This window comes from Ruegeria sp. HKCCD9138 (genome assembly GCF_057220975.1).
The window spans coordinates 162,621-186,918 of the sequence record NZ_JBWVAZ010000005.1 but is presented as its reverse complement, the minus strand read 5'-3'; the positions used below and the strand labels follow the sequence as shown (position 1 = coordinate 186,918).

27 protein-coding genes are annotated in these 24,298 nt (G+C 57.7%); 14 read left to right on the top strand and 13 right to left on the bottom strand.

Annotation, left to right across the window (positions count from 1 at the left end; translation table 11 throughout):
• The first annotated feature begins 4 nt into the window (after nucleotides 1-4).
• The 7 genes from AC2TEL_RS11155 to AC2TEL_RS11125 all read left to right on the top strand — a co-directional run bounded on the left by AC2TEL_RS11155 (nucleotide 5) and on the right by AC2TEL_RS11125 (nucleotide 3,077).
• Nucleotides 5-709: a M48 family metalloprotease gene (locus AC2TEL_RS11155; protein ID WP_480903917.1), complete on the top strand. Its 705-nt coding sequence runs from the start codon at nucleotides 5-7 to the stop codon at nucleotides 707-709.
• Nucleotides 706-1,074, top strand: a complete 369-nt coding sequence (locus AC2TEL_RS11150; protein ID WP_480843854.1) for a YigZ family protein — start codon at nucleotides 706-708, stop codon at nucleotides 1,072-1,074. The genes AC2TEL_RS11155 and AC2TEL_RS11150 overlap by 4 nt, the downstream gene beginning before the upstream one ends.
• A 69-nt stretch (nucleotides 1,075-1,143) precedes the next feature.
• Nucleotides 1,144-1,395 carry a DUF6455 family protein gene (locus tag AC2TEL_RS11145; RefSeq protein ID WP_480903914.1) on the top strand — a complete coding sequence of 84 codons (252 nt, stop codon included), beginning with the start codon at nucleotides 1,144-1,146 and terminating at the stop codon, nucleotides 1,393-1,395.
• 15 nt (nucleotides 1,396-1,410) lie between these two features.
• Nucleotides 1,411-1,680 carry a DUF6455 family protein gene (locus AC2TEL_RS11140; RefSeq protein ID WP_480903911.1) on the top strand — a complete coding sequence of 90 codons (270 nt, stop codon included), beginning with the start codon at nucleotides 1,411-1,413 and terminating at the stop codon, nucleotides 1,678-1,680.
• Nucleotides 1,680-1,937 (top strand): DUF6455 family protein, encoded by a 258-nt coding sequence (locus tag AC2TEL_RS11135; protein ID WP_480903908.1) that lies wholly within the window; start codon nucleotides 1,680-1,682, stop codon nucleotides 1,935-1,937. Before AC2TEL_RS11140 ends, AC2TEL_RS11135 begins: the two co-directional genes overlap by 1 nt.
• A gap of 464 nt (nucleotides 1,938-2,401) precedes the next feature.
• Nucleotides 2,402-2,590, top strand: a complete 189-nt coding sequence (locus AC2TEL_RS11130) for a hypothetical protein (RefSeq protein WP_480903906.1) — start codon at nucleotides 2,402-2,404, stop codon at nucleotides 2,588-2,590.
• A gap of 130 nt (nucleotides 2,591-2,720) precedes the next feature.
• Complete coding sequence (locus tag AC2TEL_RS11125; protein WP_480862178.1) at nucleotides 2,721-3,077, top strand: diacylglycerol kinase; 357 nt, start codon at nucleotides 2,721-2,723, stop codon at nucleotides 3,075-3,077.
• A 17-nt stretch (nucleotides 3,078-3,094) separates the two neighbouring features.
• On the opposite strand, the gene rimO is transcribed toward AC2TEL_RS11125, so the two are convergent.
• Nucleotides 3,095-4,492 (bottom strand): 30S ribosomal protein S12 methylthiotransferase RimO, encoded by a 1,398-nt coding sequence (gene rimO / locus AC2TEL_RS11120; protein WP_480903903.1) that lies wholly within the window; start codon nucleotides 4,490-4,492, stop codon nucleotides 3,095-3,097.
• Between the two features lie 99 nt (nucleotides 4,493-4,591).
• On the opposite strand from rimO, the gene AC2TEL_RS11115 reads away from it, so the two are divergent.
• Nucleotides 4,592-6,535, top strand: a complete 1,944-nt coding sequence (locus tag AC2TEL_RS11115) for an AsmA family protein (RefSeq protein WP_480903900.1) — start codon at nucleotides 4,592-4,594, stop codon at nucleotides 6,533-6,535.
• Between the two features lie 40 nt (nucleotides 6,536-6,575).
• Here the strand turns inward: AC2TEL_RS11115 and AC2TEL_RS11110 are convergent, their stop codons facing one another.
• The 4 genes from AC2TEL_RS11110 to AC2TEL_RS11095 are packed head-to-tail and all read right to left on the bottom strand — an operon-like array spanning nucleotide 6,576 to nucleotide 11,141.
• On the bottom strand, nucleotides 6,576-8,072 hold the full coding sequence (locus tag AC2TEL_RS11110; protein WP_480903897.1) for a phosphomannomutase/phosphoglucomutase: 1,497 nt from the start codon (nucleotides 8,070-8,072) through the stop codon (nucleotides 6,576-6,578).
• Between the two features lie 15 nt (nucleotides 8,073-8,087).
• Nucleotides 8,088-8,921: a 3-deoxy-8-phosphooctulonate synthase gene (gene kdsA, locus AC2TEL_RS11105; protein ID WP_480843845.1), complete on the bottom strand. Its 834-nt coding sequence runs from the start codon at nucleotides 8,919-8,921 to the stop codon at nucleotides 8,088-8,090.
• Nucleotides 8,922-8,926: 5 nt separating this feature from the next.
• On the bottom strand, nucleotides 8,927-10,504 hold the full coding sequence (locus AC2TEL_RS11100) for a KpsE/RkpR family capsule polysaccharide export protein (RefSeq protein ID WP_480843844.1): 1,578 nt from the start codon (nucleotides 10,502-10,504) through the stop codon (nucleotides 8,927-8,929).
• Entirely contained in the window at nucleotides 10,482-11,141 is a 660-nt protein-coding gene (locus AC2TEL_RS11095; protein WP_480843843.1) for an ABC transporter ATP-binding protein, read from the bottom strand. The genes AC2TEL_RS11100 and AC2TEL_RS11095 overlap by 23 nt, the downstream gene beginning before the upstream one ends.
• 216 nt (nucleotides 11,142-11,357) lie before the next feature.
• On the opposite strand from AC2TEL_RS11095, the gene AC2TEL_RS11090 reads away from it, so the two are divergent.
• Both AC2TEL_RS11090 and AC2TEL_RS11085 read left to right on the top strand, forming a co-directional pair.
• The gene (locus tag AC2TEL_RS11090; RefSeq protein WP_480903894.1) at nucleotides 11,358-11,945 is read left to right on the top strand and encodes a uracil-DNA glycosylase family protein; all 588 of its coding nucleotides are present in this window, start codon (nucleotides 11,358-11,360) and stop codon (nucleotides 11,943-11,945) included.
• Nucleotides 11,938-12,726 (top strand): SseB family protein, encoded by a 789-nt coding sequence (locus AC2TEL_RS11085; RefSeq protein WP_480903891.1) that lies wholly within the window; start codon nucleotides 11,938-11,940, stop codon nucleotides 12,724-12,726. Before AC2TEL_RS11090 ends, AC2TEL_RS11085 begins: the two co-directional genes overlap by 8 nt.
• Nucleotides 12,727-12,734: 8 nt before the next feature.
• On the opposite strand, the gene yghU is transcribed toward AC2TEL_RS11085, so the two are convergent.
• Nucleotides 12,735-13,610, bottom strand: a complete 876-nt coding sequence (gene yghU, locus AC2TEL_RS11080; protein ID WP_480903888.1) for a glutathione-dependent disulfide-bond oxidoreductase — start codon at nucleotides 13,608-13,610, stop codon at nucleotides 12,735-12,737.
• Nucleotides 13,611-13,859: 249 nt separating this feature from the next.
• Between yghU and AC2TEL_RS11075 the strand changes: the two genes are divergently transcribed.
• Nucleotides 13,860-14,378, top strand: coding sequence for a YHS domain-containing (seleno)protein (locus AC2TEL_RS11075; RefSeq protein WP_480903885.1), 519 nt, complete (start codon nucleotides 13,860-13,862; stop codon nucleotides 14,376-14,378).
• Between the two features lie 66 nt (nucleotides 14,379-14,444).
• On the opposite strand, the gene AC2TEL_RS11070 is transcribed toward AC2TEL_RS11075, so the two are convergent.
• Both AC2TEL_RS11070 and metF read right to left on the bottom strand, forming a co-directional pair.
• Nucleotides 14,445-15,116: a DnaJ domain-containing protein gene (locus AC2TEL_RS11070; protein ID WP_480843838.1), complete on the bottom strand. Its 672-nt coding sequence runs from the start codon at nucleotides 15,114-15,116 to the stop codon at nucleotides 14,445-14,447.
• Between the two features lie 219 nt (nucleotides 15,117-15,335).
• Nucleotides 15,336-16,202 (bottom strand): methylenetetrahydrofolate reductase [NAD(P)H], encoded by an 867-nt coding sequence (gene metF / locus AC2TEL_RS11065; protein ID WP_480843837.1) that lies wholly within the window; start codon nucleotides 16,200-16,202, stop codon nucleotides 15,336-15,338.
• A 96-nt stretch (nucleotides 16,203-16,298) separates the two neighbouring features.
• Between metF and AC2TEL_RS11060 the strand changes: the two genes are divergently transcribed.
• A complete protein-coding gene (locus tag AC2TEL_RS11060; protein WP_480843836.1) occupies nucleotides 16,299-17,204 on the top strand; it encodes a LysR family transcriptional regulator in 906 nt (301 codons plus the stop codon).
• A gap of 96 nt (nucleotides 17,205-17,300) precedes the next feature.
• Nucleotides 17,301-18,086 (top strand): inositol monophosphatase family protein, encoded by a 786-nt coding sequence (locus AC2TEL_RS11055; RefSeq protein WP_480843835.1) that lies wholly within the window; start codon nucleotides 17,301-17,303, stop codon nucleotides 18,084-18,086.
• 54 nt (nucleotides 18,087-18,140) lie between these two features.
• On the opposite strand, the gene bhcD is transcribed toward AC2TEL_RS11055, so the two are convergent.
• From bhcD to bhcA, 4 genes are read right to left on the bottom strand one after another with little or no spacing between them, the layout of a single operon-like run.
• Entirely contained in the window at nucleotides 18,141-19,124 is a 984-nt protein-coding gene (gene bhcD, locus AC2TEL_RS11050; RefSeq protein WP_480843834.1) for an iminosuccinate reductase BhcD, read from the bottom strand.
• Nucleotides 19,125-19,139: 15 nt separating this feature from the next.
• Nucleotides 19,140-20,303 carry a 3-hydroxy-D-aspartate aldolase BhcC gene (gene bhcC / locus AC2TEL_RS11045; RefSeq protein WP_480843833.1) on the bottom strand — a complete coding sequence of 388 codons (1,164 nt, stop codon included), beginning with the start codon at nucleotides 20,301-20,303 and terminating at the stop codon, nucleotides 19,140-19,142.
• A gap of 11 nt (nucleotides 20,304-20,314) precedes the next feature.
• On the bottom strand, nucleotides 20,315-21,286 hold the full coding sequence (gene bhcB / locus AC2TEL_RS11040) for a beta-hydroxyaspartate dehydratase BhcB (protein ID WP_480843832.1): 972 nt from the start codon (nucleotides 21,284-21,286) through the stop codon (nucleotides 20,315-20,317).
• 11 nt (nucleotides 21,287-21,297) lie between these two features.
• Nucleotides 21,298-22,488, bottom strand: coding sequence for an L-aspartate--glyoxylate aminotransferase BhcA (bhcA, locus tag AC2TEL_RS11035; RefSeq protein ID WP_480843831.1), 1,191 nt, complete (start codon nucleotides 22,486-22,488; stop codon nucleotides 21,298-21,300).
• Between the two features lie 201 nt (nucleotides 22,489-22,689).
• Between bhcA and AC2TEL_RS11030 the strand changes: the two genes are divergently transcribed.
• Entirely contained in the window at nucleotides 22,690-23,508 is an 819-nt protein-coding gene (locus AC2TEL_RS11030) for an IclR family transcriptional regulator (RefSeq protein WP_480903882.1), read from the top strand.
• Between the two features lie 5 nt (nucleotides 23,509-23,513).
• Here AC2TEL_RS11030 and AC2TEL_RS11025 read toward each other — a convergent pair whose 3' ends face one another.
• Entirely contained in the window at nucleotides 23,514-24,257 is a 744-nt protein-coding gene (locus AC2TEL_RS11025; protein ID WP_480843829.1) for a rhomboid family intramembrane serine protease, read from the bottom strand.
• Nucleotides 24,258-24,298: the final 41 nt, after the last annotated feature.

Genomic DNA, 24,298 nt, shown 5'->3' with positions numbered 1-24,298 from the left:
TTGAATGCGCCGCCTTGCCCTGATGCTGGTTCTGTCTCTGGCGGCGTGCGGATACCGTTCGCTTGTTGCCGTGCCGGCCGAAGATTGGCAGCCAAACACACCCGAATTGCAAGCCATGGCACGCAACTTCGCCGAGGTCAGTCAAAAGGTCGGGTCCGCAGCCCGAACCGAGTGCCTGCGCCACACACGTGACGTCAATTGCGACTTTGGGATTTTGGTCGATCTGAACCCGCGTTCACCCGCAAACGCCATGCAAACGCTGGACGCAGACGGGCGCCCGGTCATCATCTTCTCGCAATCCATGATCCGGTCGGCGCAGAACTCTGACGAGCTGGCCTTTGTCATGGGACACGAAGCGGCGCACCACGTTCTGGGCCATATCCGACGTCAGGCCGAAAACGCCAAGGAAAGTGCCCGAATCTTCGGAGATCTCGCCCGATCGCAAGGTGAAGACGACGCCGGCGTCGAACGGGCACAGGAACTGGGTGCCGAAGTCGGCGTGCAGAGCTATTCCAAGGAATTTGAGCTTGAGGCAGACCGGCTTGGAACAGTAATTACGTATTCGTCCGGGTATAATCCGCTGATTGGTATGAATTTCTTTCGAAAGATTCCCGACCCGGGAGACCGCTTTCTGGCTACTCACCCGCCCAATGCCAAACGGGTTCAGGTTGTGTTGCAATCCGCAGCGGAGCTGGGGTTGACGCAATGACGCGCATGACCTGTCTGGGTGTAGTCCTCAGCGATCGGGGGTCGAAATATGCAGTGACCGGCGCGCGCGTCTCTTGTCGGCAGGACGTGGATGCGGTTCTGGCAGAGCTGAAATCCGACAAGGCCTATGCTAAGGCCACGCATAACACTTGGGCCGCAATTTTGCCGACGGGTGCCCTGAAGGCCGATGATGGCGAAACCGGTGCGGCCATGGTGATCCTGCGGATGATGCAGCGCGCCATGCTCGAAGATCACGTCATTGTTGTAACCCGCTGGTATGGTGGCAAAAAACTGGGTGGCGACCGATTTCGCCGTGTACAAGATGCCACCCGTGCCTATCTGGATCACCTGGAATCCGGGCATTGACATGAGTCAAAGGCGCAGACTTTTCGATGCGGTACCGTTAACGCAGACGCGAAACGGAAAGGAAACCGCATGTCCCGCCGCGAAACGCTGCGACACCATGCCGGGCTGGTGGATCAGATGGCCACCAAGCTGGGCGTAGACTTGGAAGAAGCCGCCATAGGCGGCATTCTGCGGGTGGATGAAATCTCGGATGCTGTTCTTCAGTGCACCGAGTGCCCCAACCCCGGTCACTGCGAGACTTTTCTGGCGCAATTGCACGCCGATCCCGCAGCGCCGGAATACTGCCGTAACAGGGACCTGCTGGCTCGATTAGCGCCATAACAAAGAGAGGCCATCATGCCGCAACTCGGAGAGATCATGACCCACCTTCGTCTGGTTCTGCGGATGGGGAAGGTCACCGGAACCGATATCGTAGCGGCGCACCGTGAAGGCTATCTGAGCCAACAGGATTGGTCCGAGATGGTGCAACATTGTCGTGGGTGTGAATGGGCCAATGCCTGCCCGGACTGGTTGGACGAAAATGAAGCTGCACAAGTCGCGCCATGCACCTGTCCGAACCAATCGCGGTTTGCGGCGCTCAAAGCCGGAAGGACGCAGGTAAGCTAATGCCACAGAATTCGCTGGGGGATATCGAAAAGCACTTTTGGCTGACGCGTTCCGTGGCCCGGTGCATGGGCGTTTCACTGAGCGAGGCGATGGCCGAAGGAAAACTCTCGTCCCACGACTATGCCGAGATGGTAACCAAATGCCGCACCGCGGATTGCAGTGAAAACTGTCAGTTCTGGCTCGCGGCTCAACAGGCCCGCGCCCGAACGGCGCCTGATTTCTGCGCCAACGCGGACGTCCTTAACGACTTGACTTAATCACTGTCAGAGCCCTGTGTGACTGCCGTTGCAAGGTCGTGCCGTGCCGGTTTGTTTGCAGCCACAGGGAAAGGCTTTCTTGCGGTCCTTAGCTGTGTACTTCACGGGTCCGAAATCTGTTCTCTTGTGCGATCCATCGCAAAACGGCTGTTTGTGTGACCTCCCTCAAACGCACCAGAAACGGCTTTTGCCCTCGGGCACCTCGACGGGAAACAGGGACATCCGGGCGATGAACGGAGCGTCGGACATGCGGCTTCTTTGTCTGGAGTTGATGCCGGATTTAATGTTCAGGGCCAAACTTCAAAATGAATAGCCCGCATCGACGTAATTGTCGGCAAGCGTTGTTTTGCCTCTAATCACAAGGTTGTGATTAACCGAGTTGCCAGAGTGCAGTCTTGTCCCTATTCTGACCGTGGCCCCGAAAAGTTGGGCAATATCAGAAAAGTATTAGAGGATTGATGGACATGAAACTGAAATTCGCTGCTATCTGTGCCACGGCCGTTGTTTTGGCCGCCTGCTCGCAGCAGGAAGAACCGACCCCCGTTTACATTCAGCCCGACTATGACAAGTACGGTACGCCCAGCTGCTCGGCCGGGTATGAACTGGCCACGACCGAAGCTGGTCAGACCGTATGTAACCCGATCACACAATAACCTTTCCGCAGGCGGCCCAATTGCGGGCCGCCTGCAATCAGGCTTTGACAGACCGCCCGCTGGGCGGTTTTTTGTTGTCTCACGGGCGGCACGGTCGCCAAATCCGCTTTTTTGTTTTCGGGGGATTGCGTTGAAAAACTTCTTTGTTCGGCTGAGGGATCGAACCAGGTGGAGCTGGCAGGGATTGGTCGAAACGTTCCGCGATGAATATTCGTTCCGCGTTTGGGCCTGGGCAAACCTGATATCAGCTGGCTTCGCCTTTTGGCTGCCAATTGCTGGCAACATGCGAGCGCTGATCCTTGTGCTTGGGCTATTGGTTTTGGTGGCCGAGCTGTTCAATACCGCCATCGAGCGTGCTGTCGATCACACCTCGACGGATCACCATAAGCTGGCTGGTCAGGCCAAGGACGCGGCAAGCGCCGCAGTGGCCCTCACGGCGGTTGCTGCAGGAGTTTCCTGGGTTGCAGCGCTGGTCAGTCTTGCGTGAATATCCGACCGTAAGCCTCAGCGGCTTGTGGACAATTTTCCCCAGAGGTCGTACTCGCCAGCCTCGTCGACTTCGACCGTTACAATGTCTCCGGGAGATAACGCCTCAAACCCTTCGTCAATAAACAGGTTGCCGTCTATCTCAGGCGCGTCCGCCTTGGTCCGGCATGTCGCGGCCTCATCATCGACGTCGTCAACGATGACCTCCAGTGTTCTACCAACCTTCGCCGCCAGTTTTGCCTCGGAAATGGCTTGCGCCTTTTCCATGAAGCGGTTCCACCGGTCCTGCTTGATCTCGGTGGGGACGTGATCGGGTAAGTCGTTCGATCTGGCCCCATCCACGTTTTCATATTGAAAACACCCGACGCGATCTAACTTTGCCTCGTCCATCCAATCCAGCAGCGTCTGAAACTCGGCCTCAGTTTCGCCGGGGTAGCCAACAATAAAGGTCGATCGGAGTGTGATGTCCGGGCAAACCGACCGCCAGGCCGAAATTTCGTCCAGTGTTTTGGCCGCAGCCGCCGGGCGGGCCATGCGTTTCAGAACGTCTGGATGTGCGTGCTGGAAGGGGATGTCCAGATACGGCAGCACGTTGCAGCCCGCATCCGCCATCAGAGGTATTAGATCGCGTACATGCGGGTAGGGATAGACGTAATGCAAGCGTACCCAGGCATCAAACCGTCCCAGTTCGCGCGCGAGATCATTGATGTGGCTGCGGGCTTCTCTGTCTTTCCAGGGGTTCGAATCGTATTTGCGATCCAATCCATAGGCCGAGGTGTCCTGAGAAATCACCAGCAGCTCTCGCACGCCGTTGTCGACAAGTTTTTCGGCCTCGCGCAGCACCGCATGTGCCGGGCGGCTGGCCAGTTTCCCGCGCATATCGGGGATGATGCAGAATTTGCACTTGTGATTGCAGCCCTCTGAAATCTTCAAATAGCTGTAGTGTCGTGGCGTCAGTTTGACACCCGAGGCGGGCAGCAAGTCCACAAACGGATTTGGATCCGGGGGCACGGCAGAATGGACCGCATCCAGAACCTGCTCGTATTGATGCGGGCCTGTGACCGCCAGAATACGCGGGTGATGTTCGCGTATATAGTCAGGGTCGGCCCCAAGGCACCCCGTCACGATAACCTTGCCGTTTTCAACCAACGCCTCGCCGATGGCGTCCAGGGATTCCGCCTTTGCGCTGTCCAGAAAGCCGCATGTATTCACGATCACGGCATCAGCCCCTGCATAATCGGGCGAAATACCGTACCCTTCCGCGCGAAGGCGCGTCAGAATGCGTTCGCTGTCGACCAGGGCTTTGGGACAGCCAAGCGACACCATGCCCAGCGTCGGCTGGCCAGTGCGCGGAGCATCAGAGATCCGGGCGGCGGGCGCCAGGTCGGGGCGGAGGTTCGGCGGGTTCATACTCATGGCGCGGCATATAGTGGGGAACGCTTCCCCTTGCAAATGTTGTGCGCGCAGGGCTGACTTGCATCAGAGCAGATAAGCCGAAAAGGCAGGTGGCGGAAAATGAAGTGGCTGATACGTATCCTATTCATTCTGGTAGCGGTCTTCGGGCTGATGGTAGGGGCGCTACTTCTGATGCCAGGCGACAAGCTGGGCGATATTCTGGCCGAGCAGGTCAAGGCGCAGACTGGCCGTGACCTGACGCTGTCCGGTGACGTCAGCCTGTCATTCTGGCCGGTTCTGGGTATGGAAACCGGTCCAGTCACATTCGGTAACGCGCAATGGGCCGGACCCGACCCAATGCTGAGCGCGAACAGCCTTGCAGTCGGCGTCGATGCCTCGGCCTTGCTGGCTGGCGATCTAAAGATCAGGCGCGTCGTTGCAGACAAACCGGTTCTACGTCTTGAACTGAGCGACGGGCGCGGGAATTGGGAACTGAGCGCGCCAGCCACTCAGGCGCAGCCTTCGAACACTGGCAGTGTTCCAGAGTCCTCTGGAACGGTCACACTGGATCGGCTGGAACTTACTGATGCGCGCCTGATCTATGTCGAAAACGGCCAGACAAGACTGGATTTCGCGAATGTCGATCTGGCAGCGCGCTGGCCAGACGTTTCTGCCCCGATGGAGATGGAGGCGAGCATGCCTGTGCAGGGCGGCTCTGTTCGGGTAGATCTGAAAATACCTGATCTGCCGGCATTTTCGAGTGGAGCAGCAACTCCGCTGGAACTGAGCATGATGGCGCCGGGCGGCACATTCGGCTTTTCCGGGCGCGTCAATCTGGCTGGGGAAATGGATGGCAAGACATCGGTCAAAGCCACAAACACCCATAAGATGCTGGCGGCTTTTGGTCAGAGCGGGGTTTCCGTACCCATGGGATTGGGGCGGGTGGCGGACTTGACGGCCCAGATGACCTATACCAGCGATGGCCGGATTTCATTGCGGAACATGACCGCAGCGCTTGACAACAACAGGCTGACCGGAGAGGCGGATATCGTGATCTCCGACCCGCCACAGATCACGGCAAGGCTGAACGCCGGTGATCTGGACCTCACACAGTCTCTTGGAGACAGTGCCGGAGGTACAGGGTCCGGAAGCTCAGCCGCGTCTCAAGGATGGTCCAATACGCCGATCGACGCATCCGCGCTGGCATTGGCCAACGGGACTATCAGGCTGCAGGCCAATTCAATTGCCGCTCCGGATCTGACACTGGGCCCGAGCGATCTGACGCTGATCCTCGACCGGTCCCGCGCAGTTTTGAAGATGCATCCGGCAACGCTGTTTTCCGGGCAACTGAACGGGCAGGTTGTTGCAAATAACCGGAACGGCCTGTCGGTTGGCGGCAGCCTTAAGGCTGATGGCATCGACATTCAGCAGGCGCTGAGTGCCTTGGGTGGGATCGAGCGTCTGTCGGGGACCGGTTCGGGCGCACTGGAGTTTCTGGCGGTCGGGCAGACCGAGGATCAGATCATGAATTCGCTTAGCGGCAAGGGCAATATCAACGTCGGCAAAGGCGTCATCGCGGGGATAGATCTTGATCGCTTGATGGGGCGGGGTAAGGGGTCGGGCGGCACAACCGTGTTCAACAGCCTGACCGCAAGCTTCACAATGGATGGCGGCAACCTGACCAACAACGACCTGCTGATGCAGCTGGACAATTTCCGCGCGGACGGAGCAGGGCGGGTCGGGCTAGGTGCGCACGATATCGACTATCTGTTCACTCCGGTCGCTCTGCGCGCCAATGCCGGGCAGGGGATTTCCGTTCCTGTGCGTATTCAGGGCCCATGGAGCAACCCTTCGATCAAGCCTGACCTCACCAAGGTTATCGAAGCTGCCGCTGAAGGTAAGATCAAGGGGTTGGAGGATGACGCCAAACAAAAGGTCTTGGACAAAGTTGGGAACGAACTGGACACCACCATAACCGACAGCGAACAGATCGAAGACGCGATCAAGAACAAGCTTGAAGACGAAGCCAGGAAAGGACTGTTGAAACTGCTGGGCGGCGATTGACCGGGGCGGCAACTATTCGGCGCCGCCCCTTGGTCCGAGTTCAGATGGTTTGATCGTATTCACCGACACCGGGTTCGGTGCGGATAACGGCGTCGATCTCACCGAAAATCGCGCGCATTTCGTCTTCGCTTTCGCTGCTTTCACAGACTACGACCAGGTTCGGCGTATTTGACGAGGCCCGCACAAGACCCCAGCTGCCATTGTCCAGGATAACGCGCGCTCCGTTAACCGTCACGACCTCCTTGATCGCGCGACCGGCAAAACTGTCACCCGCATCGGCCTTGGCGACCAGCTTGCCCACAAGTCGTTGCAGAATGTCGTACTTCTCGGTGTCGGCTGCGTAGGGGGACATGGTCGGGGTCGACCACGTCTTGGGCAGCGCCTTGCGCAGATCGGACATGCTGCGGTCCGGGTTGCGGTCCATCAACTTGCAGATCTCAACCGCCACCCGCATGCCGCAGTCGTAGCCGCGCCCGATCGGTTCGGCCAGAAAGTAATGCCCAGACTTCTCGAACCCGGCCAGCGCGTTGATTTCCTTGACCCGGCGCTTCATGTGGCTGTGGCCGGTTTTCCAGTAATCTGCTTTCACGCCAAGGGTCTGCAGTTCGGGGTCACTGGCGAACAAGCCGGTTGATTTCACATCCGCAACAAAGGTTGATCCGGGATGCAGCTTGGCCAGATCGCGGGCCATGATGACACCGACCTTGTCGGCAAAGATCTCTTCGCCCTCGTCATCGACTACGCCGCAGCGATCGCCGTCCCCGTCGAACCCCAGCGCCAGATCGGCGCCGCTGGACTTCACGGTGTCTGCCATGTCATGCAGCATTTCCATCGCTTCGGGGTTCGGGTTGTAGTTGGGGAATGTGTAATCCAGTTCATTGTGGCTGGGTACGACCTCGACGCCCATACGTTCGAAAATCTCGGGCGCAAAGGCGGATGCCGTGCCATTACCGGTGGCACAAACAACCTTGAGCGGGCGGGACATTTTGAAGTCACCCACCAAATCGTCGATATAGGCTTCCTTGACACCTTCCACGAACTCGTAAGAACCGCCCTCGCGGGCGACACCCTGACCGTTCAGGACGATGTCGCGCAATTCTGCCATCTCATCGGGGCCGTGGGTCAGAGGGCGGTCAAAGCCCATCTTGACCCCGGTCCAGCCGTTTGGGTTGTGGCTGGCGGTCACCATTGCCACGGCGGGCACGTCCAGATGGAACTGAGCGAAGTAAGCCATCGGGCTAAGCGCCGGACCTATGTCCTTGACCTGAATACCGGCCTGCATCAACCCAACGACCAAGGCGTTCTTGATCGACAGCGAATAGTCGCGGTAGTCGTTTCCGACCGCGATAACAGGAGCGATGCCGCGCTTGTGCATCTGAGTTCCCAGACCCAGACCAAGGGCCGTCATGCCCGGCAGGTTGATCTCGTCCGGGTATTTCCACCGCGCGTCATATTCGCGAAAGCCCGTAGGCTTGATCATCGGGTCGCGCAGAAAGCTCCAGGTGTTTGGAGTCACCTCGGGAAGGGGTTTGATCATAACAAGTCTCAATCGTTAAATCTGAATAGGATTTGCTTTGGCCAGCGCATCAAAGCGCATCAATGTGTCGACAAGTTTGGGCATCTGATCAAGGTAGATCATGTTCGGGCCATCACAGGGCGCATTATCCGGGTCCTGATGAGTTTCCATGAATACTGCGGCAGAGCCGACAGCAACTGCTGCGCGCGCCATGACCGGAGCAAATTCGCGTTGGCCGCCCGAAGATCCGCCTTGTCCGCCGGGTTGCTGCACCGAATGAGTGGCATCCATCACCACCGGGTACCCAGTTTGTGCCATTTGCGGCAGCGACCGCATGTCGGCAACCAGAGTGTTGTAGCCAAACGATGTTCCGCGTTCTGTCAACAGAATATTGTGATTTCCGGTGCTTTCGATTTTGGAGACGATGTTGGGCATCTCCCAAGGGGCAAGGAATTGACCTTTTTTAACGTTGATCACGGCGCCGGTTTTCCCAGCCGCCAACAGCATGTCGGTCTGGCGGCACAGGAACGCGGGGATTTGCAGGACGTCCACGGCTTCGGCCGCGATGGCGCATTGCGCTTCGGTATGGACGTCGGTCAGCACCGGGATGCCCATCGTTTTGCGGATATCGTCCAGCACCTTCAGGCCGGCATCAATCCCCATGCCGCGTGCGCCGGACAAGGACGTACGGTTTGCTTTGTCATAGGAGGCTTTGAAAACGTACTGCGCGCCAGTGGCCTCGCATACCTCTTTCATGGTGCCGGCAATCATCTGGGCGTGATCGGCTGTCTCAAGCTGGCAAGGGCCGGCGATGATGGTCAGCGGAAGGTCGTTGCCAACGGTCAGGTCGGCGATTTTTACATGTTTCATGAGTCTTACGAGGATACCTGTTCACGAAGGACCGACGCGGTAAGCGAGATCATGAGGTAGATACCAGCAAACAACAGGAAAGCCAAAATCGTATTTTCGAACTTGCGCGGATAGCTGGGTTCCTGACTGGGCACGGGGTTTACCGACACCGTGAGATAGCGCACCTTGCGGTTGGCCTCGGTCCGTGTGGTTTCCATGTGCTGCATAGCTGTTTGAAGCATCAGGTCACGCGCGGCCAGATCCGCCTGCGCCATCTGGATTCGTACACTTAACCGCGCCAGCGAGTTTTCGCCGGCGGAGGCGTCCAGCATCTCGGCGTTCAACTCTTCCAGAACCGCCTCAAGCCGCGCGATGTCGCGGCTGACGCCGTCAACTTTGGCCTGGTTCGGGCGAAGGTTGTCCAGAAGGGCTGCCAGTTCCAGTTTCTTGTCCTGCAATTCGAATTCGAACTGGTCAATGCGGGCACGCAGGCTGGCAATGACGTTCTGCGGGTCCAGAACCGCACCCTGCAATTGCAGCTCGATCAGGTCTTCCTGTGCCTGCCTGCGTGCTTCCTGTGCGGATTCGAAACTTTCCAACGCGTCGCGCATCTGATCTTCGCGCTTTTTCTCGGAAAGGGCATTCACCCGGTCCTCAGCATAGGAAATCAGGTTTTCAGAGAACAAAGTCGCCGTTGCCGCATCCGGTGCGGCCACTTCCATTCGGATCACGCCTTCGGTCGGATCATAGCCGATTGTTACCATTTTTTTGTACAGCTTGTACGCGTCTTCAAGGGTCGCATCTGGCGCGAGCCGCTGAACCGGGTCGATCCATTCCTGTTTGAATGCATCCGAGAATCCGGCGTCGCGATCCAGCGACAGCAGCGCCTCTTTCGATTCAAGGAAAGACTGGACCGAAATGGAATCCTGCGTCGTCGCAAACTGAGTCCCGGCCAACAGGCCGCCGATCGAGCCCGGGCCTCCATCCGCCTGAAGGATCAGGAATTCGGAATCGCTGGCATACATCGGGGTTGCCACACGATAGAAATAGTAACCCACGATCAGCGTTGGCAGAATCACGAACGCCGCCAGCCTTGCGAAGAGGCCGAAAAGCTTGCGCCGCCGCCGTCGGGCGATGTCTTTCTGGATCTGCCCGATTTCGTAATCCCGGCGCTGCGCCGGGCTGAGTTCAGGACCAGGCAGATTTTCAGGCTTTTTCACAACGGTTTGCGGCAGTTGCACTTTTATCGTGTCCTGCGCCTCGGGCGAAGGCTGGTCATTGGCCGCAAGATTCAAAAGGTTCATGCGCTGAAACGGGTCGATCCCATTCTCGCGCAGCAGGCGCACCGCGTCATAATCCGACGTCGCGGCCAATCCGTTTTTTTGCGCCAACCGCCGTGCCACCCGCAGTTGCCGACCGGTCAGCCCCTCGCGCTTGATCTCGTCCAGATTGGTGGACGGTTTCGTATTCTCATCCGCCTCTTGTGCCTGTCCCTGCGTGGCGCGCCGAATCCGTGAAATGGCGTCGGAACGGGCGTCCGCGGTTCCCTTGCCCTGCGGCTTGGGATCCGGATTGTATTTCTTAGCCTTGGGTTTGGTAGTCATATAACTGTTTTGCCTCTTCCAAGGTTTCAAACATATAAAGCTGCCCGTCCACAAGAACGGCGGCCTGTTCGGCGAACTTTTCCAGGACCGAGGGGTTGTGGGAAACAATCACCAAGGTTGTCGTTCGCAGCCTCTCGCGCAGGATGTCGCCAGCCTTTTTGTTGAAGTCCACATCCGTCGTCGCCGGCATCCCTTCGTCAATAAGGTACATGTCGAAGTCCAGCGCCAGCATCAGCGCAAAGGTGAACCGGGCCCGCATGCCGGATGAATAGGTGCCCAACGGTTGGTTGAAATATTCCCCGAGATTGCACAGCCAATTGCAATACGCCTCGACGTAGTCCGGATCCATACCATAGATTTTCGCGATGTATCGGGCGTTTTCCAGTGCTGACAGCCGTTTGGACACCCCACCGGTGAACCCCATGGGGAAAGAAACCCGGCAGTCGCGACGGATTACGCCTTCGTCGGGCTTTTCCAGCCCGGCCATCATATTGATGAGCGTGGTTTTCCCGGTCCCGTTCGGCGCGAGGATACCGATGGATTTGCCCAGTTCGACCCGAAACGACACCTGATCCAGGATCACCTTGCGGCGAGTCCCGGTCCAAAAGGATTTGCTGACGTTTTCGAATTCCAGCATCTGGGGCCTGCTCAGTCCTTCGGCGCGCGTCGGTTTAAATGCATGAGTGCTACCGATCCATGTTGGCCACATTATGTCGAATTATGAAACAAATGATCAATGCGTTCAGAGAGGTTATCACGCAATGTGTGATGTTGGAGGCATCAGACGGGTATTGGACGCTGCACTGAACTTGCATATCTATGCCGGGCCTCTTTGAAGAAAAAGCAGGAATTGATGACCTCACTGTCCCGGGAAATCGAAAATTGCCGACTTTGTGCGGGGCGGTTTGCGGAAACCGCAACTGCGCATCAGCCGCGCCCGGTTGTTTGGTTCCGTTCCGGCACCCGTATCCTGATCGCAGGTCAGGCACCCGGTGCTCGGGTGCACGAGTCGGGCCGTCCTTTTACCGATCCATCGGGGGATCGTCTGCGCGAGTGGCTCGGGCTGGACGAGGCGGCGTTCTATGATCGATCAAAGGTCTCAATCGTGCCAATGGCGTTTTGTTTTCCCGGCTACGATGATCGCAATGCGGATCTGCCGCCCCCTCCACTCTGCCGCCGCACTTGGCATGGCCGGGTGATGGCGGAACTGGGTGAGGTGCCGCTGACCGTTTTGGTTGGCGGGCATGCGCATAAGTACCACCTTGGCACAAAATCATCGGTGACCGAAACGGTGCGGAACTGGCGGGACCATGCGCCGCGGGTCTTTGCCTTGCCTCATCCGTCCTGGCGCAATACGGCTTGGTTGAAGAAAAACCCGTGGTTCGAGACCGAATTGGTGCCGGATCTGCGTGCCCGGGTGCAAGAGGTGCTGAATGACTGACGCCACGGCTCTGGACACCGCGCATTCTGCGATGGAGGCCGCCCCGCAAGATGACGCGGCGCGGTTACGGTTTTTCGAGCGCCTGGCCGACAGTGAACTGTTCCTGATGCTGGCTGAAGAAGCGCAGGACGAACACATCTCGCCGGAACTCTTCGATGTGGCCGATGGCCGTTTCGTGCTGGTCTTTGATCTGGAGGAGCGGTTGGCACAGTTCGCTGGTCGTCCGGTTCCCTACGTGGCGCTATCCGGGCGGGTCTTGTCATCAATGCTGGCCGGGCAGGGGGTCGGGCTGGGGCTGAATCTGGATGTTGCACCGTCCTCGATGCTAATTCCGGCCGAAGCGCTGGGGTGGTTGTCGGCCACTTTGCAACATGGCCCAGAAGAAGTTCGGCAACGTCTGGCAGAATTTCTGCCGCCAACTGGTCTGCCTGACACGCTGCTATCGGCGCTGGACACGAAGCTCGCGACCGCTGCCGGTCTGGCTGCAACTGCATTTCTTGTCGGAACGAAATCTGATGGCGGTGGTCGGGGTCACTTGCTTGGATTCGTAGCTGCGATTGACGCCGCAAAACCGGCGCTGGCGCGGGCTGTGTCCGAGGCCCTGACTTTTTCCGGGATCGACGCTGGCGCATTGGATGTCGGGTTTTTCGAGGCGGATGATCCGACGACGACGGCCTTGGCCAAAGTCGGCTTGCGGTTCGACCTTCCGCAACCGCAGGCGTCGAACGCAGAAAGGGCCGCACCGGGAAGCGATCCGGAACGGCCCCCGATTCTTCGGTAGTCTAAGAGTTAGTCCGCCGGTTCCAGTTTGTCTTGTGTGCGCGTCTCAAAATCGCTCGCGTCATGACGCTCATGCAGTTGCATGTGAGGCTCGCCGAATGACCGGTTGACCATGCGCCCGCGCCGAACCGCCGGGCGCGCATCAACTTCCTTGGCCCAACGCACCACGTTTTTGTAGGATTCCACATCCAGGAATTCAGCTGCATCATAGAGACGACCCAGGACCAACTGACCGTACCAAGGCCAGATTGCCATGTCTGCGATGGAGTATTCATCGCCTGCGATATAGGTTTTCTCCGCCAGTTCACGATCCAGAACGTCCAGTTGGCGTTTGGCCTCCATCGCGAAACGATCGATCGGATATTGCCACTTTTCAGGCGCATAAGCGTAGAAGTGACCAAATCCGCCGCCCAGATAGGGCGCGCTGCCCATCTGCCAGAAAACCCAGTTCATCACCTCCGTCCGCTCGGGGCCGACTTTGGGCAGGAACGCTCCGAACTTCTCGGCCAGATGAAACAGGATCGAAGCGCTTTCGAATACGCGCACCGGCTCCTCGCCTGACCGGTCCCACAGGGCGGGGATCTTGGAGTTGGGGTTGGCACCTACAAATCCTGAACTGAACTGCTCGCCTTCGCCAATATCGATCAGCCAGGCGTTGTACTCGGCTTCCTTGTGCCCAAGTGCCAGCAGTTCTTCCAGCATGACCGTCACTTTTACTCCGTTCGGTGTCGCAAGCGAGTACAGCTGTAAAGGATGCTGTCCGACAGGCAGCTCCTTTTCATGAGTGGCGCCAGCAATGGGCCGGTTGATATTGGCAAAACGCCCGCCGCTTTCGCTGTCCCAGGTCCAGACCTTCGGAGGGGTATAGGTGGATAGTTCGCTCATCTCGTGCCTTTCGTTTCACTGCCGGGCCGCGCGGCCGCTGCATCCACAGCTAATATTGCAAAAGGCAAAGTCCAACCCCGGTCGGGAAACTGTTTTTGTAACAATACCCGGCCGCGGCCTCACGTTTCTTGGTAGTCGGTCACACCGCCGCGAGCGGGACTACGAAGTCATCCAGAATCACTTATTGTCATGCCAGTTCCGCCACGATGGCGCATCAGAAATTGTTGAGACAAAAAAAGGATCGACCACATGAAACGATTTGCCATGACTTTTGCGGCAGCGATGGCGTTTGCCATCCCCGCCTTTGCCGGAGATCAGTATGTCGACGGCACCGGCTTTGCCGTTTCGGGCTATGATGTCGTAGCGTATCGCAGCCTCGACCAAGTTCCTGTCGGTCAGGCACAGCCCGAGGCAGTCCGCGGTCGCTCGGAAATCACAGCGGAATACAACGGCTCGACGTGGGCGTTTGCGACTGAAGAAAATCGCGACAAATTTCTGGAAAACCCGGCATACTATGCGCCGCAATATGACGGCCATTGCGCCTATGGTGTGTCGCGCGGCGGCAAGGTTCCGGCCAACCCCAACCTGTGGCGGATCGTCGATGACAAGCTTTATCTGAACATCACAGATGTAGTGGTCGGTTTCTGGGAAGAGGATGTACCGGGCAATATCAACTTGGCCGAAGGAAACTGGCCCGGGATCGAGGCTGATGCCGCATCGACCAGCGTTATCCCGAAATTCACTTCCGAAGGTCCGGTCACCAACTGATACAGGCAAGAAAAAAGCCCGGCTGATTTCAGCCGGGCTTTATGTGCAGATGGGCACAACCCCCCTTTAACTGGCAAGCCAGTAGTCATCTCTCATCTGCTGGTTCGCATCGAATTTGATCTTTACGCTGCGAGCACCGGGAAATTTTCGAACGCGGATTGTATCCGGAACCACAACTTCGCCTTTCCCCGAATTTTTGGATTGGAAGGTCAGAATTTCCGCCTCGGCCTTGCGCGTGCCTGCCAAAACCGAAGTTGGCAAGGCCACCCGGTTCGGACCTTCACAGACTGGTGTCTTTACAAAATAAGTCAGGTCACGACCGAAACAGCCAATCGCATCCGGGATGTGATCAGCCGCAGGATCAGAAGTTAGGTCGGATGAATCTTCTGGTACTCCACCGGTGTCTGGCGCATGCGACAGAACCCGGTCAGGGCATAAGAGTTCGCGGCACGTCTTAAGAACATCGGCCGACAACTCAACCACGCGCTTGCGCAGTTTCGGGCGGCGTGGCTTCGTTGGTCCCGCGCGATTGTTGCCGGCCAGCCCCTCTTTCCGGAGGAAATCATAAGCCGATTTGGCGCGCGCAAAATCAGCGCAATCACCACCGGTGTGATCGGGGTGGGCGTGAAAGGCCACGTCTCGCCAGGCATCGCGAATTTCATCGGCACTGGCATTTTGGTCTAGACCCAGCTCTTTCAACGCTTCGGCCCGAGCCTTTATCTTACTTACTGGCTCCATACTCACAGAACTCGTTAACAACTACACTCACACCACTTTGTGAATGGCTGCATTTTTGTCAAATTTATCGGGGTATTAGCGTGAATTGGGTCAACAGTTTGGTCGAGCATTTCGAAATTGTTGCCCGAAACTGTCGACCTGATTTCATCTGAATCAAATGCGAAAAATGGCGATTGGGCCAACATTCATTGGCCCAATCACAGACTTCAGTGCGCGAAATCAAGCCACGTTCTGCAGTTCCGCGCGCGGAGTGATTCCCAAGGCGAAACACACGTCTCGGGTAAGCTCGGGGCGATTGAGCGTGTAGAAATGCAGTTTGTCGACGCCGCCTTCAATCAGGTCCGAACAAAGTTCGGTACACAGCGCCGTGGCCAGCAGATCCTCGCGATCATCGCGCACAGCTTTTTCAAAGGCCTGATCGATCCAGGGCGGAATACGGGTACCACAACGCTCTGCAAATTTGCGGGCGCCTTTCCAGTTTTCGATCGGCAGGATGCCCGGAACGATGGGTTTGTCGATCCCGGCCTTGGCACAGGCATCGCGGAACCGAAAAAACGTCTCGGCCTCGAAGAAGAACTGTGTCAGTGCCTCGTCCGCGCCGGCATCCAGTTTTGCCTTCAACCAGTCAACATCGGTACGCGCGTTTTGCGCCTCGGGGTGAATATCGGGGTAAGCGCCAACCCGGATGCTGAACATTTCGGTTTCGGCCAATGCAGAAATCAACTCGACAGAATTCGCAAATCCATCCGGATGTGGCACAAACCGATCCTGACCCGAAGGCGGATCACCACGCAGGGCGACAATATCCTGAACTCCGGCGCGCGCGAATGTGTCGGCGATTTCCAGCGTTTCCTGACGCGAGGCGTCGACGCAGGTAAGATGTGCCGCGACAGGCAATCCCGAGGATTTGTGAAGTGTGGCAACGGCGTCTCGCGTCAATTCACGCGTCGTGCCCCCAGCACCGTAGGTTACGGAAACAAACCGGGGCTCTAACGGAGCAAGCGTTTGAACGGTGTCCCAAAGGCGGAATGACGCCTCCAGCGACTTGGGCGGGAAGAACTCGAAGGAAATTTCGGGCGTAGTCATCGGAGCCTCATCAACAGCAGAACTATCCCCTTGTGACATCCAATGCATTGTGAGACAAACTCATATTATTCAAGAACAACATGAGTTGCGTGAGATATGCATATCGAATTCCGCCACCTTCGCACAATCAAGGCCATACACGAATGCGGCGGGTTGGCCCGTGCGGCGGATCAACTAAACATAACGCAATCGGCATTAAGTCATCAGATCAAAGGGTTGGAAGATCAGGCCGGTGTCGAACTGTTCCTGCGTCGTTCGAAACCGATGAAATTATCCGCTGCCGGGTTGCGCTTGCTGCGATTGGCCGAACAGATTCTGCCTCAGGTCGAGGCGATGCAGGATGAGTTTTCGTCACTCCGAGATGGCCGCACAGGGCGGATGCATATCGCGATCGAATGTCACGCCTGCTTTGAGTGGTTGTTTCCAGTGTTGGAGGCATTCCGCAAATCCTGGCCCGACGTGGATGTGGACATTCGACCCGGCCTCGCGTTCGACGCTTTGCCTGCGTTGCAAAAAGAAGAAGTTGATCTGGTCGTGTCATCGGACCCGGAAGATCTGCCTGGTGTCGAGTTTGTCGAACTCTTCGATTACAACGCGGTGTTTGTGGCTGCATCTTCTCATCCCCTTGCGAAAAAAGCCTACATCGAAGCCGAGGATTTTCGCGGTCAGACATTGATCACCTATCCGGTGGAGCGCACCCGACTGGATGTATTCAGCCAGCTTCTGATCCCCGCGCGCGTTGAACCCGCGACGATCCGTCAGGTCGAGTTGACCGCTGTGATCCTGCTGCTTGTCGCCTCGAACAGAGGGGTTTCGGTGCTGCCGGACTGGGTTGTGCGTGAAGTCAAATACAACTCGGACTATGTCACGCGCCCGCTCACGAAAGAAGGGATCACACGCAGGCTCTACGCCGCTGTTCGGTCCGAAGACCTGGAAAAACCCTTTGTGCAGGAACTGGTGAAACTGGCCCGGACCGAGGCGCGAAAGCTGCAGGCGCAATAAGCGCAAAACGCGGGTCTGCTATGCGCATCATTCCTCTTGGCAAGGGCGCATTGCCCCAGTATACGCGCGGTTTGACCGGACAGGAGCCTTTTGAAAATGGTTGGCAGTGCAAATCTCAACATCATGATGAAAGCCGCGCGCAAAGCGGGGCGGTCTTTGGTCAAGGATTTTCGTGAAGTCGAGAACCTGCAGGTGTCGATGAAAGGCGCCGGAGACTTTGTGTCCAAGGCTGATATCGCGGCCGAAAACATCTTGAAAGAGGAACTGCTGGGTGCCCGTCCGACCTATGGCTGGCTGGGCGAAGAAGGCGGTGGTCAGGACGGAGAAGATCCGACCCGTCGCTGGATTGTCGATCCGCTGGACGGCACCACGAACTTTCTGCATGGCTTGCCCCATTGGGCAGTCTCCATCGCGCTGGAGCACAAGGGCAAGATTGTCGCCGGAGTGATCTATGACGCGGCCAAGGACGAAATGTTCTTTGCCGAAAAAGGCGAGGGCGCGTGGATGAATGACACCCGTATCCGCGTTTCGGGTCGTCACCGCATGATCGAGTCGGTCTTTGCAACCGGCGTGCCTTTTGGTGGCCGTTCCGACTTGCCTGCCACGCTGCAGGATCTGGCGCGCCTGATGCCCACATGCGCCGGTGTGCGTCGCTGGGGAGCTGCGGCGCTGGACATGGCCTACGTGGCCGCAGGCCGATATGAAGGATTCTGGGAACGCAGGTTGCATGCCTGGGATCTGGCCGCTGGAATAATCATCGTCACAGAAGCAGGCGGTTTCGTTCAGGCCATCAACCCCGAAGGCAGCGTACTGGAAGACGGTGAGGTGATCTGCGCCAACGAACCGATTTTCGACAATTTCGCCAAGGTCATCCGGGGCTAAGCTTCGGAAGCAAGAAGCGAACAGGCGCGCCCCGACGGGGCGCGCTTGTTCGTTTTAGAGGGTGGTGCGCTGTGCCAGTCCGGCCTCGTCCGCCAGCCTCGCGGCTACGGAGGCCACCGCCAGGTCCTGAAGCCCCACGCCGGTTCCGTCGAACAATGTGATCTCAGTCTCACTGGTGCGACCGGCATGATCACCATTGATGACAGCGCCGATCTGAGTGATTTCGTCTTCTGAGAGATCGCCCGAGCCAACGGCGTGTTGCGCTTCGCCTATGGTGACGGATTGCGCCACTTCGTCGGTGAAAACAGAAGCATTGGCGACAAGTGCGGGGTCGACTTCCATCTTGCCTTTGGTGTCCGTGCCCATGCAGGCCAGGTGCGTGCCGGGTTTGATCCAGTCTTTCATCAAGAGAGGTTCGAACGCCGAGGTGATCGTAATGATCACGTCGGCCTGCGCACCCAGTTCCTGCTGGCTGACGGCTTCGAATTCCAAGCCGATCTCTTCGGCGACTGCCGCCAGACGCGGCAGCATATCCGGATGCGGGTTCCAGGCCACGACCTTTTCAAACGCGCGCTGCTCGGCTGCGGCGCGCAGTTGGAACGTGGACTGATGTCCTGCGCCAACCATGCCCAGAACTTTGGCGTCCGCGCGGGCCAGATGCGCGATCGAGACCGCCGAGGAGGCCGCCGTGCGCACGGCTGTCAGGTAATTGCCGCCGACCAGAGCGGACAATCGCCCCGTGTCGGGATCAAACAGAAACACCGTGGACTGATGGTTTGTCAGCCCTTTGTCGGCGTTTCCGGGCCAGTACCCCCCTGACTTCACGCCCAGAACCTGACCGTCGCGGTCAAAGCCGGATTTGAAACCATAGAGAGCATCGGCATAACCCAACGCTTCGCGGACAACCGGGAAGTTCCAGGCACCTCCGCTGGCCATAGCACCAAAGACCGATTGCACGGCTTCAAAGGCCTGTTCGCGGCCGACCAGCTTCTGGCAGAGGTCTTCGCCTACAATCAGCAGGCCATCTTGCGTATTCATGGCATCCCTCATCGTTCAGTAAGCCTTTCCGCGGGCCGAGACGGGCCACAAGGCTTCGACTTTGCCGTTTCGTACACCCACGTACCAATCATGGACGTTGCAGGTGGGATCACAATGACCCGGCACCAGTCGCAGTTTGTCATTTACCTTGAGCACACCATTCGGGTCACCGATCACGCCATGCTCGTCGGAACATTTGAGGTATTCCACGTCGTCGCGCCCAAAGATAAACGGCAGCCCGCTATCGACCGACTGAGCCTTGAGGCCCGCATCGCAAATGGCCTTGTCGGGTTTGGCGTGGCTCATGACGCTGGTCAGGATGAACAGTGCATTCTCCCATTCTCCCTGATCGATCCGATTGCCATCTTTGTCCAGAATGCGACCATAATCGGCATCCATGAACGCGTAGGAACCGCACTGCAACTCGTTGTAAACGCCTGAATTGCTTTCGAAGTAGTAAGACCCTGTTCCACCGCCCGAAACCAGCTCGCACGAGATACCCTCGGCCTCCAGGCCGTCAACAGCGTCTTTGACCATCGCAATCGCTGCATCCAGTTTTTCTTTACGCGCGTCGTAAGTATCCAGATGCTGCATAGCGCCCTGATATGCCTGAATTCCAGTGAATTTCAGATTGGGCGCAGCTTCGACGGCCTTGGCGATTGCAACCACATCCGGGGTCGTTGTTACGCCACAACGACCTGCGCCGCAGTCAATCTCAACGAAAACTTCCAGCTCGGTTCCGTGGTTCTGGGCCGCTGCTGACAGGTCCGCGACGTTATCGATGTCATCGACGCAAACGATCGTGCGGGCACCCAGCTTGGGAAGGCGCGCAAGACGGTCGATCTTGGCGGGGTCGCGCACCTGGTTCGAGACAAGAATATCCTTGATGCCACCACGGGCGAACACTTCGGCCTCGGATACCTTCTGACAGCACACTCCGACGGCGCCGCCCAGTTCCTCCTGCAGCTTGGCCACATCAACCGATTTGTGCATCTTGCCGTGAACGCGGTGACGCATTCCGTGTTCTTTGGCATAGTCGCCCATCTTCTTGATGTTCCGCTCCAGCGCGTCCAGATCGAGGATCAGGCAGGGCGTCTGAATGTCGGCCTCATCCATGCCGACAGCGGCAGGGATGTCGAAGCCAACCTCAAGCTGATCAATGTTCACAGGTTTGTTCATCTTCTTCCTCCTTACCCTTTCAGCCAGGGCAGTTTATCCAGATCCACATTGCCGCCGGTGACGATCACGCCGACGCGCTTGCCCCGAAACATGTCGGGGTTCTTCAGAATGGTGGCCAGCGGTACCGCCGAAGATGGCTCCATCACCACCCGCAAGTACTTCCAGGTCAGTTTCATCGCTTCGATGATCTCGGCGTCGGACGCCGTGAAGATATCGGTCACGTGGTTCGAAACGAAATGCCAGGTGTTTTCCTTAAGCGGAACCAACAGACCGTCGGCAATCGTCTTGGGCGCATCATCCGCGATGATATGGCCTGCCTTGAACGAGCGGTAGGCATCGTCAGCCTGTTCCGGCTCTGCCGCAAAAATCGCGGTTTGCGGTGCCAGATTGGAAACCGTCAGGCATGTGCCGGACACCATGCCACCACCGCCGATGGGTGCGATAACTGCGTCCACGCCCTCGGTCTGCTCCAGCAGCTCTGCCGAGCACGTGGCCTGACCTGCGATCACGCGCGGATCATTGTAGGGATGCACGAACTCGCCCCCCGTGCGTGCCTGTACTTCGGCAAATGTCGCCTCTCGGGATGACGTTGACGGCTCGCATTCTGTAATCGTTCCGCCATAGCGGCGCACGGCGTCCTTTTTGGCTTGCGGTGCCGTACGCGGCATGACCACGTTGCATGGAATGCCGCGTCGGCCCGCTGCGTAGGACAGAGACAGCGCATGGTTACCGCTGGAATGCGTGCAGACACCTTTTTCCATCATATCTTCGGGCAGTCCGAACACCGCGTTGCAGGCTCCGCGCACCTTGAAGGCACCGGCCTCCTGAAAGTTCTCGCATTTGAAGAACAACTGCGCGCCGGTCAGATCGTTGAGGTAATCAGACGTCATCACCGGCGTTCGGCGAATATATGGTTTTATCCGTTCATGCGCCGTGCGCATGTCGTCAATTGTCAGGTCAGCAGCAGCAATTTGATCCAACATCCATGCCCTCCTTACGCCGCAGCCTGTGCGTGGCCGGACGGCCCCGTGCGAAAAAAGTCCTGTGCGGCCGCAACACCGCTGCCCAGCGTGATGGGATAGTTCTGATCAGCCATCGCCATTTCGATGGTTGCCAGCCCGGACAGAACCATCACGTCTGTCAGACTGCCCAGATGGCCGATGCGGAACGCTTTGCCATTCAACTGCCCCAGTCCGATCCCGAACGAGACGCCGTAAGCATTGAACGCGTGATCGGTCAGGGCGTTGCTGTCGAACCCTTCAGGCACGTAAATGGCGCTGACGGTGTCCGAATAAAGGTCCGGCGATTGCGCGACCAGTTTCAGGCCCCAGGCATCCACCGCGCGGCGCACCCCTTCGGCGAGGCGGAAATGACGTGCATAGACGTTATCAAGGCCTTCTTCGAACAGCATTTTCAGGCTTTCCCGCATGCCGTAAATCAGTTGCAGGGGAGGGGTGTAAGGGAAACCTCCGGAAGCATTGGCCGCCATCATGTCCTTAAAATCAAAGAATGTGCGGGACAGTTTTGCCGTTTCCACGGCTTCCAACGCTTTGGGGCTGACGCACAAAATCGCCATACCGGTCGCCAGCATGAACCCTTTTTGCGAACCTGAAACGGCGATGTCGACGCCCCAGCGATCAAACTCAAACGGCATTGAAGCCAGAGAGCTGACGCAATCCACGAACATCATCGCCGGGTGATCCGAGGCGTCCATCGCCTGCCGAACGGCACCAATATCCGAACGCACACCCGTGGCCGTTTCGTTATGCGTAACCAGAACGGCGCGAATTGCGTGGGTCTTGTCTGCGGACAGGACCTCCTGAAACTTGTCAGCTGGCGCTCCGCTGCCCCATGGGCAGTCAATGATCTGTACGTCCAGCCCGTGCCGCTGGCAAAGATCAATCCAGCGATGGCTGAATACGCCATAGCGGCCCACCAATACCTTGTCGCCGGGGCTGAGCGTATTGGTGATAGCTGCCTCCCATCCGCCGGTTCCGCTGGCGGGGAAGGTCACGATCTGGCCGTCGGTCGTGCCGAACACCTTTTTGGTGTCTTCAAGGACTGGTGCAAAGGTTTCGACAAAGTCCGGGGCGCGGTGATCTTGCGTCTGCACCTGCATGGCAAGGCGCAGTCGGTCGGGAATGTTTGTAGGGCCTGGAATAAAGACCGGGTTTTGGTTTGACATCATCATGTCCTCCGCTTTGGACATAAGTGTCGCTTGTCTTTCGTAATTGTGCAATTTTCTTGAAAAATATTTTCATTTATGGAATAAAATATCTAACACGCTGAAAATCATACAATTTTAGTTTCTCAATTTAGCGATCGGGAAATGCCAGTCTTTTGACCTTGGTATCGTACCGGCCGAATGCGTAAGGGAGTATCAGCCTTGGAGACCCAGAAGAGACCGCGCGGCAGACCCAAGTCGATGTTTAAGGAAAGCTCCGCCGGGACCATGCAATCACTGGACCGGGCGTTGGGCGTTCTAACGTCAATTGCCCGGCTCGAAAAGGCAACGCTCAGCGACCTGGCACGTGAGATCGGTGTGCCAACGGCCACCACGCACCGCATTCTCGTGACGTTGCAAAAGCACGGGTTTGTCGCATTTGATGAAGAACGGCAGGAGTGGTTGATCGGGATCGAGGCGTACCGGACCGGTGCAACCTTCCTGAGACGCAGTAGCGTACTTGAGATCGGCAGGCCAATTCTGCGCAGGTTGATGCAGGACAGCGGCGAGACTGCCAATCTGGCCGTACCGGACGGGGCGGAAGTTGTTTTTGTCGGTCAGGTCGAAACCCTCAACCCGATCCGCGCATTTTTTCCGCCGGGCGCAAGGACGCCGATGTATGCCTCGGGTACAGGCAAAGCGATTCTGGCCGCGATGAGCGAGGTGGCGTTGACCAAGGTCCTGCAGGGAACGGACCCGATTGCCTTTACCGAGCACACGCGACTGCCGGATTCGGGGTTGTTGGACGATCTATCGGAAACCCGCGCGCGCGGATGGTCTCATGACCGGGAAGAACGGTACGAGGGCATGTCATGTATCGGTGCCGCGATATTCAACAGTCGGGGCGAGCCCTGCGCCGGCATTTCGGTGTCGGGTCCGACCGTTCGGTTCAATGCGGCGCGGGCACCGGAGCTGGCCGATTTGGTCACGCAAGCCGCGCAAGAGATCACGCATTTAAGTGGGGGGCAAAACCCGTCTTAAAAGGACTACCGGCGGGGTATTTTGGGAATTCGCGACGCCGAAAGTTTGTATTTATGCTCCGGATGCGGTGGGTGACCATGGGTGCGATTCCAGTATCCTGTCCCGCCCCGTTTCAGCCAAAGCGGGATGCACAGGATCAGCCCAACCACAAACCCGCCTGTATGCGCCCAATAGGCAACACCGCCTTCGTCCGGGCTGCTGGCCAGACTGCCAAGGAACTGGAACCCAAGCCAAACGCCCAACATGACAAAAGCCGGTATCGTGAAGATACGAATATAGACGATCAAAATCAGCAGGATGTCTACACGGGCGCGCGGGAATAACAGCAAGTACCCACCCATGACGCCAGCGATTGCACCCGACGCGCCAATGGTCGGAACAACGGAGTCCGGAGCTGTCACGACATGGATTAACCCCGCGCCGACACCGGCAATAATATAGAACAGCAAAAAGGGCAGGTGGCCCATCTCGTCTTCCAGATTGTCGCCAAAGATCCACAGGAACAGCATGTTTCCGGCCAGATGCATCCAGCCGCCATGAAGGAACATCGACGTGACCAATGTCTCGAACGCGACTCCGTCGGCGATCCGCGCAGGAATGATCGCATAGTCGAAATACAGGCGATTAATCAGGCGCGCCTCGTCCATGATCCCTACATAACTGAGGAAGATCAGGATATTGGCCGCCATCAGCGTATAGACGACAAAGGGTGTGCGCCCCGAAGGGTTATGGTCTCGGATCGGAAACATGGCGTGACGCTGGGCCTTTACCGGCCCAGCGTCAAGGTTCG

Bases quoted from the DNA above. Each gene is read 5' to 3' on its own strand.
- AC2TEL_RS11090 (WP_480903894.1), top strand. From the start codon at position 11,358: ATGACCTCACTGTCCCGGGAAATCGAAAATTGCCGACTTTGTGCGGGG.
- metF (WP_480843837.1), bottom strand. From the start codon at position 16,202: ATGACTACGCCCGAAATTTCCTTCGAGTTCTTCCCGCCCAAGTCGCTG.
- bhcA (WP_480843831.1), bottom strand. From the start codon at position 22,488: ATGTCAAACCAAAACCCGGTCTTTATTCCAGGCCCTACAAACATTCCC.
- AC2TEL_RS11070 (WP_480843838.1), bottom strand. From the start codon at position 15,116: ATGGAGCCAGTAAGTAAGATAAAGGCTCGGGCCGAAGCGTTGAAAGAG.
- bhcB (WP_480843832.1), bottom strand. From the start codon at position 21,286: ATGTTGGATCAAATTGCTGCTGCTGACCTGACAATTGACGACATGCGC.
- rimO (WP_480903903.1), bottom strand. From the start codon at position 4,492: ATGAGTATGAACCCGCCGAACCTCCGCCCCGACCTGGCGCCCGCCGCC.
- AC2TEL_RS11155 (WP_480903917.1), top strand. From the start codon at position 5: ATGCGCCGCCTTGCCCTGATGCTGGTTCTGTCTCTGGCGGCGTGCGGA.
- AC2TEL_RS11085 (WP_480903891.1), top strand. From the start codon at position 11,938: ATGACTGACGCCACGGCTCTGGACACCGCGCATTCTGCGATGGAGGCC.
- AC2TEL_RS11135 (WP_480903908.1), top strand. From the start codon at position 1,680: ATGCCACAGAATTCGCTGGGGGATATCGAAAAGCACTTTTGGCTGACG.
- bhcD (WP_480843834.1), bottom strand. From the start codon at position 19,124: ATGAATACGCAAGATGGCCTGCTGATTGTAGGCGAAGACCTCTGCCAG.
- AC2TEL_RS11055 (WP_480843835.1), top strand. From the start codon at position 17,301: ATGGTTGGCAGTGCAAATCTCAACATCATGATGAAAGCCGCGCGCAAA.
- AC2TEL_RS11100 (WP_480843844.1), bottom strand. From the start codon at position 10,504: ATGACTACCAAACCCAAGGCTAAGAAATACAATCCGGATCCCAAGCCG.
- AC2TEL_RS11115 (WP_480903900.1), top strand. From the start codon at position 4,592: ATGAAGTGGCTGATACGTATCCTATTCATTCTGGTAGCGGTCTTCGGG.
- AC2TEL_RS11075 (WP_480903885.1), top strand. From the start codon at position 13,860: ATGAAACGATTTGCCATGACTTTTGCGGCAGCGATGGCGTTTGCCATC.
- AC2TEL_RS11060 (WP_480843836.1), top strand. From the start codon at position 16,299: ATGCATATCGAATTCCGCCACCTTCGCACAATCAAGGCCATACACGAA.
- AC2TEL_RS11150 (WP_480843854.1), top strand. From the start codon at position 706: ATGACGCGCATGACCTGTCTGGGTGTAGTCCTCAGCGATCGGGGGTCG.
- kdsA (WP_480843845.1), bottom strand. From the start codon at position 8,921: ATGAAACATGTAAAAATCGCCGACCTGACCGTTGGCAACGACCTTCCG.
- AC2TEL_RS11095 (WP_480843843.1), bottom strand. From the start codon at position 11,141: ATGCTGGAATTCGAAAACGTCAGCAAATCCTTTTGGACCGGGACTCGC.
- AC2TEL_RS11110 (WP_480903897.1), bottom strand. From the start codon at position 8,072: ATGATCAAACCCCTTCCCGAGGTGACTCCAAACACCTGGAGCTTTCTG.
- AC2TEL_RS11140 (WP_480903911.1), top strand. From the start codon at position 1,411: ATGCCGCAACTCGGAGAGATCATGACCCACCTTCGTCTGGTTCTGCGG.
- bhcC (WP_480843833.1), bottom strand. From the start codon at position 20,303: ATGAACAAACCTGTGAACATTGATCAGCTTGAGGTTGGCTTCGACATC.
- yghU (WP_480903888.1), bottom strand. From the start codon at position 13,610: ATGAGCGAACTATCCACCTATACCCCTCCGAAGGTCTGGACCTGGGAC.
- AC2TEL_RS11025 (WP_480843829.1), bottom strand. From the start codon at position 24,257: ATGTTTCCGATCCGAGACCATAACCCTTCGGGGCGCACACCCTTTGTC.
- AC2TEL_RS11145 (WP_480903914.1), top strand. From the start codon at position 1,144: ATGTCCCGCCGCGAAACGCTGCGACACCATGCCGGGCTGGTGGATCAG.
- AC2TEL_RS11130 (WP_480903906.1), top strand. From the start codon at position 2,402: ATGAAACTGAAATTCGCTGCTATCTGTGCCACGGCCGTTGTTTTGGCC.